The organism is Rhabdonatronobacter sediminivivens (assembly GCF_013415485.1).
GTDB lineage: Bacteria > Pseudomonadota > Alphaproteobacteria > Rhodobacterales > Rhodobacteraceae > Rhabdonatronobacter > Rhabdonatronobacter sediminivivens.
Genome location: NZ_JACBXS010000038.1, coordinates 26,791 through 32,871, shown reverse-complemented (window position 1 = coordinate 32,871; position 6,081 = coordinate 26,791). Strand labels below are relative to the sequence as shown.

5 protein-coding genes are annotated in these 6,081 nt (G+C 62.7%); all 5 read left to right on the top strand.

The genetic code is table 11. The annotated features are described in order from the left end of the window. The first annotated feature begins 122 nt into the window (after positions 1–122). The 5 genes from HUK65_RS14910 to HUK65_RS14890 all read left to right on the top strand — a co-directional run bounded on the left by HUK65_RS14910 (position 123) and on the right by HUK65_RS14890 (position 6,018). On the top strand, positions 123–623 hold the full coding sequence (locus HUK65_RS14910; RefSeq protein ID WP_179907070.1) for a DUF805 domain-containing protein: 501 nt from the start codon (positions 123–125) through the stop codon (positions 621–623). 64 nt (positions 624–687) lie between these two features. Further along, positions 688–3,654 carry a 2-oxoglutarate dehydrogenase E1 component gene (locus tag HUK65_RS14905; RefSeq protein WP_179907069.1) on the top strand — a complete coding sequence of 989 codons (2,967 nt, stop codon included), beginning with the start codon at positions 688–690 and terminating at the stop codon, positions 3,652–3,654. A 5-nt stretch (positions 3,655–3,659) separates the two neighbouring features. Beyond that, complete coding sequence (gene odhB / locus HUK65_RS14900; RefSeq protein WP_179907068.1) at positions 3,660–5,210, top strand: 2-oxoglutarate dehydrogenase complex dihydrolipoyllysine-residue succinyltransferase; 1,551 nt, start codon at positions 3,660–3,662, stop codon at positions 5,208–5,210. Further along, positions 5,210–5,626: a hypothetical protein gene (locus HUK65_RS14895; protein WP_179907067.1), complete on the top strand. Its 417-nt coding sequence runs from the start codon at positions 5,210–5,212 to the stop codon at positions 5,624–5,626. The genes odhB and HUK65_RS14895 overlap by 1 nt, the downstream gene beginning before the upstream one ends. A gap of 2 nt (positions 5,627–5,628) precedes the next feature. Further along, entirely contained in the window at positions 5,629–6,018 is a 390-nt protein-coding gene (locus HUK65_RS14890; protein WP_179907066.1) for an MAPEG family protein, read from the top strand. The last annotated feature ends 63 nt before the right edge of the window (positions 6,019–6,081 follow it).

Here is a 6,081-nt window from a genome sequence, read left to right as displayed (position 1 = left end):
CCATGAAAGCCGCAGGCATAACCGTCGCAGACAGCCCCGCAACCCTCGGAGAAGCCGTCCTCAAGGCAATGGGGAAGTAGCCCGCGCGGTCTTGTGCTAACCTAGGGGAGGGAGGAGACGCCATGAGCCCGGTTACCGCCGTCAAGTCCGGCTTTATCGAGGCCTTCAATTTTTCCGGGCGGGCGCGCCGTCCGGAATATTGGTGGTTCTTTGCCTTTGTCTTTGTCGGCGCGACCGTGATCGGTGCGCTGGAGACCGCTGTGCTGGGGCAATCCGGGCTGGTTTTGCGGTTTTTCCAGATCCTGATCTTCGTTCCGTTCCTTACCGTGGGCTGGCGGCGCTTGCAGGATACGGGCCGTCCGGGGTGGTATCTGCTGATCCCCGTGGCGGTCACCGTGCTGACCTGGGTGGTGATCGGATCGGCCCCGGCGCAGATCGCGCCCGAAGGTGCCTCGGTTGTCGCGCCGCCGCCCGGGCAGGGGCTGGGGGGTGACCTGTCCCCGGCGCTGATCGGCCTGTTCATGCTGGCACAGGTCATCGCCGGGGCGGTAATCGTCTGGTGGATGATCAAGCCAAGCCAGCGCGGCCCCAACCGCTACGGCCCGGAACCGCGTGTCCGATGATGGCGTTATCCTGTCCCTGTTTTCCGACCTCTGACTTCGTTTCCCGTACCGCAAGGGTGCATCCATGACCGAACAAAGCCCCAACGACCAGTTCCATGCTTCCAGCTTCCTGCAGGGCGCGAACGCGGCCTATGTGGATCAGCTTCATGCCCGCTATGCGCAGGATCCGTCTTCGGTAGACGCGGCCTGGGCAGCCTTCTTTGACAGCCTTGCCGAGGAAGATGCCGATGTGCGCGCCCAGGCCAGCGGTCCCAGCTGGGCGCGCCAGGACTGGCCGCCGACCCCTGCTGATGAGCTGACCTCGGCGCTGACCGGCGAATGGCCGCAACCCGTGCCCCGGGCCGAAGCGGTATCCGCGGCCGAGAAGCTGAAGGCCAAGGCCAGCGACAAGGGGGTGGAGCTGACCGAGGATCAGGTCCGCCGCGCGGTGCTCGATTCCGTGCGCGCGCTGATGGTCATCCGCGCCTATCGCATCCGCGGCCATCTGGTGGCCGAACTGGACCCGCTGGGCATGCGCGATGAAACCCCGCACCCAGAGCTGGATCCGAAATCCTACGGGTTTACCGATGCCGACATGGACCGGCCGATCTTCATCGACAATGTGCTGGGGCTGGAAATGGCCTCGATGCGCGAGATCGTGGATATCCTGAAACGCACCTATTGCGGCACTTTCGCGCTGCAGTTCATGCATATTTCCGATCCTGAGCAAGCCGCATGGCTGAAGGAGCGGATCGAAGGCTTTGGCAAGGAAATCCAGTTCACCAAGACCGGGCGCAAGGCGATCCTGAACAAGCTGGTCGAGGCCGAGGGATTCGAGAAATTCCTGCATGTCAAATACATGGGCACCAAGCGGTTTGGCCTTGACGGGGGCGAGGCGGTGATCCCCGCCATGGAGCAGATCATCAAGCGCGGCGGCGCCCTGGGGGTCAAGGAAATCGCCATCGGGATGCCGCATCGCGGGCGGCTGTCGGTGCTGGCGAATGTGATGAACAAGCCCTATCGCGCCATTTTCAACGAGTTCCAGGGCGGCAGCTTCAAGCCTGAGGATGTGGATGGTTCGGGCGATGTGAAATATCACCTTGGCGCCTCCAGCGACCGCGAATTTGATGGCAACAGCGTGCACCTGTCGCTGACCGCCAACCCCTCGCATCTGGAGGCGGTGAACCCGGTGGTGCTGGGCAAGGTGCGTGCCAAGCAGGATCAGATGGGCGACACCGAACGCCGTCAGGTGCTGGGCATCCTGTTGCACGGTGATGCGGCCTTTGCCGGGCAGGGTGTGGTGGCCGAGGGCCTGGGCCTTTCGGGGCTGAAGGGGCACCGCACCGGCGGCACCATCCATATCATCGTCAACAACCAGATCGGCTTTACCACGGCGCCGCATTTCAGCCGTTCCAGCCCGTATCCGACCGATATCGCGCTGATGGTCGAGGCACCGATCTTCCACGTCAATGGCGACGACCCCGAAGCGGTGGTCCATGCTGCCCGCGTGGCCACAGAGTTCCGGCAGAAATTCCTGAAGGACGTGGTGATCGATATCTTCTGTTATCGCCGCTTCGGCCATAACGAGGGCGATGAGCCCATGTTCACCAACCCGGTGATGTACAACCGGATCAAGAAGCACAAGACAACGCTGCAGCTTTACACCGAACGGCTGGTGCAGGACGGCCTGATCCCGGAGGGCGAGATCGAGGATATGAAGGCCGCCTTCCAGGCGCATCTGAACGAGGAATTCGAGTCCGGCAAGACCTTCAAGCCCAACAAGGCCGACTGGCTGGACGGGCGCTGGTCGCATCTGAACCGCAAGGGCGAGGAATACCAGCGCGGCGAGACCTGGATTTCAAAGGACACCATGGATGAGGTTGGCCGCGCGCTGACCGCTTATCCCGAAGGGTTCAACATCCACCGCACCGTGGCGCGGCTTCTGGAAACCAAGAAGACCATGTTCGAAACCGGCAAGGGCTTTGACTGGGCCACTGCCGAGGCGCTGGCCTTCGGCTCTTTGTTGACCGAGGGCTATCCGGTGCGCCTGTCCGGGCAGGACAGCACGCGGGGCACCTTCAGCCAGCGGCATTCGGCCCTGGTGGATCAGGAAACCGAGGAACGCTTCTACCCGCTCAACACTATCAAGCCCGGGCAGTCGCGCTATGAGGTGATCGACTCGATGCTGTCCGAATATGCGGTGCTGGGCTTCGAATACGGCTATTCGCTTGCCGAACCCAACGCGCTGGTGATGTGGGAAGCCCAGTTCGGCGATTTCGCCAATGGCGCGCAGATCATGTTCGACCAGTTCATCAGCTCGGGCGAAAGCAAATGGCTGCGGATGTCGGGGCTGGTGATGCTGCTGCCGCACGGGTTCGAAGGGCAGGGGCCGGAACATTCCAGCGCCCGGCTGGAGCGGTTCCTGCAGCAATGCGCGCAGGACAACTGGATCGTCGCCAATTGCACCACGCCGGCGAATTACTTCCACATCCTGCGCCGACAGGTGCACCGCAGCTATCGCAAGCCGCTGGTGCTGATGACGCCGAAGTCGCTGCTGCGCCACAAGCTGTGCATTTCCCAGGCCGACGATTTCATCGACGGTGCCAGCTTCCACCGGGTGCTGTGGGATGACGCCGAAAAGGGCAACAGCGACACCAAGCTGAAGGCCGATGACAAGATCCGCCGTGTGGTCTGCTGTTCCGGCAAGGTGTATTTCGACCTGCTGGAGGAGCGCGACGCCCGCGGGATCGATGACATCTATCTGCTGCGCGTGGAACAGTTCTATCCCTTCCCGGCCATGTCGATGCTCAAGGAACTGGAGCGCTTCGGCAATGCCGATGTGATCTGGTGCCAGGAAGAGCCGAAGAACCAGGGCGCCTGGAGCTATATCGAGCCGAATATCGAATGGGTGCTCAGCCGGATCGAAACCCGGTCGAAGCGCCCGTCCTATGTCGGCCGTCCGGCCACGGCCTCGCCCGCCACCGGGCTGGCCAGCCAGCACAAGAAACAGCAAGAGGCGCTTGTGAACGAAGCGCTGACGATCGAAGGGTAATCCGCATGTCCACCGAAGTCCGAGTGCCCACCCTGGGCGAAAGCGTCACCGAAGCCACTGTTGCAACCTGGTTCAAGAAGCCCGGGGATTCCGTGGCCGAAGACGAAATGCTGTGCGAGTTGGAGACCGACAAGGTGACGGTCGAAGTGCCATCGCCGGCTGCCGGGAAACTGGCCGATATCGTCGCCGCCGAAGGCGAGACCGTGGGGGTCGATGCGTTGCTGGCAGTGATTTCCGAAGCCGGGCAGGCCGGATCCGAAACGCCGCAGCCACGGCCGTCCGAAGAAAAGGCGGAAGCCGACGCAGAGGAAGCAGATACGGCCGGTGACGCGGTGGACGTCATGGTGCCCGCCCTGGGCGAAAGCGTGACCGAGGCCACGGTCGCCACCTGGTTCAAGAAGGTCGGCGACGCGGTCGAGGCTGACGAAATGCTGTGCGAACTGGAAACCGACAAGGTCAGCGTTGAAGTCCCGGCCCCCGCCGCCGGTACGTTGAGCGAGATCCTGGCCGAGGATGGGAGCACAGTCGCAGCCGGCGCAAGGCTGGCGGTCATTTCAGCCTCGGGCAAGGGTGCCGCGAAGGCCGGGAAACCGGCTTCGGAGGAAACGGCGCCCGCGGCACAGGGGAGCGGCAAGGATGTCGAGGACGCCCCTGCGGCCCGCAAGCTGATGGCAGAAAAGGGCATCGGCCGCGATCAGGTAACGGCCACCGGCCGCGACGGGCGGATCATGAAGGAAGACGTGCAAAAGGCCATCGCCAACGCGGACGCGGCCCCGGCGGCTCAGGCTGCGCCTGCCCCGACCGCGCCCGCCCCGCGTGCCCCCGCCGCCCGCGCCCCGGTCCCCGCCGAGGATGCCGCGCGCGAGGAACGGGTAAAGATGACCCGCCTGCGCCAGACCATCGCGCGCCGTCTGAAGGATGCGCAGAACACGGCCGCCATGCTGACCACCTATAACGAGGTGGACATGGGCGCGGTCATGGATTTGCGCAAGGAATACAAGGACCTGTTCGAGAAGAAACATGGCGTGAAATTGGGCTTCATGTCCTTTTTCGTAAAGGCCTGTTGCCACGCCCTGACCGAGGTGCCCGAGGTCAATGCCGAAATCGACGGGACCGATGTGGTGTACAAGAATTACGTCCATATGGGTGTGGCCGTGGGCACGCCGTCGGGGCTGGTGGTGCCGGTGGTCCGTGATGCCGACAAGATGGGTTTTGCGGCGATCGAGAAGAAGATCGCCGAACTGGGCCTGCGCGCCCGAGACGGAAAGCTGTCAATGGCCGAGATGCAGGGCGGCAGTTTCACCATCTCGAACGGGGGCGTCTATGGCTCGCTCATGTCCTCGCCCATCCTGAACCCCCCGCAGTCAGGCATTCTGGGCATGCACAAGATCCAGGAGCGCCCGATGGTGGTGAAGGGCCAGATCGTCGCCCGCCCGATGATGTATCTGGCGCTGTCTTATGACCACCGGATCGTGGATGGGAAAGGGGCCGTGACCTTCCTCGTGCGCGTGAAAGAGGCGCTGGAGGATCCCCGGCGGCTGCTGATGGATTTGTGATGGACAGGGAGCAGATATCCCTGAGCGAAGAGGTCATTGCACGGATACTGCAAGTTCTGTTGTCGCGTGGAATCCAAGGCGGTGATATGAAGTTCGCGACATTGGAATTGCCATCCGACCGACTGCGGTTCTTTGCTGCGTGTTTCAAGTGGCTGGTTGCAGAGGGAATTGTTCGTGCTGAACGGGTGACAGTTGATCCAATTGGAAGGGAGCCTGGCATTGATGATTTGTATATCTACAATCCCAGCCTAACAGCCTACGGCTTTCAGTTGATGGGTCAGGTAGTTTCGATTGGCGCGTCTGAGGATCGTCTTGGGGCCGCCCTGGTCAAATCAGACCCGTCTAACGGGTTTTGGAGGGCAGGCGAACTCGTTGGTGGTTTTCTCGGTGGATTCACCAAATCTGTTGGATCTTGACCATGACCCCCGAACTCACCGCTCTCACCCTCGCGCTGCTGTTGCAGGTCGTGCAATACGTCCTGCTCTCGGTCACCGCCAACCTGCAACTCGGCACCCGCTACACCACCTCGCCGCGTGACGAGCACAAACCGCTCACCGGCATCCCCGCCCGCCTGCTGCGCGCACTGAACAACCATTTCGAGGCGCTCATTCTCTTCACCCCCGCCGTCCTGATTGTCACCCTGACGGGCCAGTCCAGCGCCTTCACCGTTGCCTGCGCCTGGGCCTACCTGGGCGCCCGCGCCCTCTATATCCCGGCCTATGCCTTTGGCTGGGTGCCGGGGCGTTCCATTATCTGGGCGGTCGGCTTCTTCGCCACCCTTGCCATGCTCTTGTCCGCGCTGTTCTGATGCCTCATTTTCTTGCCCAAAATACTCTCGGGGGGAGCGCCCGGCACGGGCGCGGGGGGCGGA

Bases quoted from the DNA above. Each gene is read 5' to 3' on its own strand.
- HUK65_RS14910 (WP_179907070.1), top strand. From the start codon at position 123: ATGAGCCCGGTTACCGCCGTCAAGTCCGGCTTTATCGAGGCCTTCAAT.
- HUK65_RS14905 (WP_179907069.1), top strand. From the start codon at position 688: ATGACCGAACAAAGCCCCAACGACCAGTTCCATGCTTCCAGCTTCCTG.
- odhB (WP_179907068.1), top strand. From the start codon at position 3,660: ATGTCCACCGAAGTCCGAGTGCCCACCCTGGGCGAAAGCGTCACCGAA.
- HUK65_RS14895 (WP_179907067.1), top strand. From the start codon at position 5,210: ATGGACAGGGAGCAGATATCCCTGAGCGAAGAGGTCATTGCACGGATA.
- HUK65_RS14890 (WP_179907066.1), top strand. From the start codon at position 5,629: ATGACCCCCGAACTCACCGCTCTCACCCTCGCGCTGCTGTTGCAGGTC.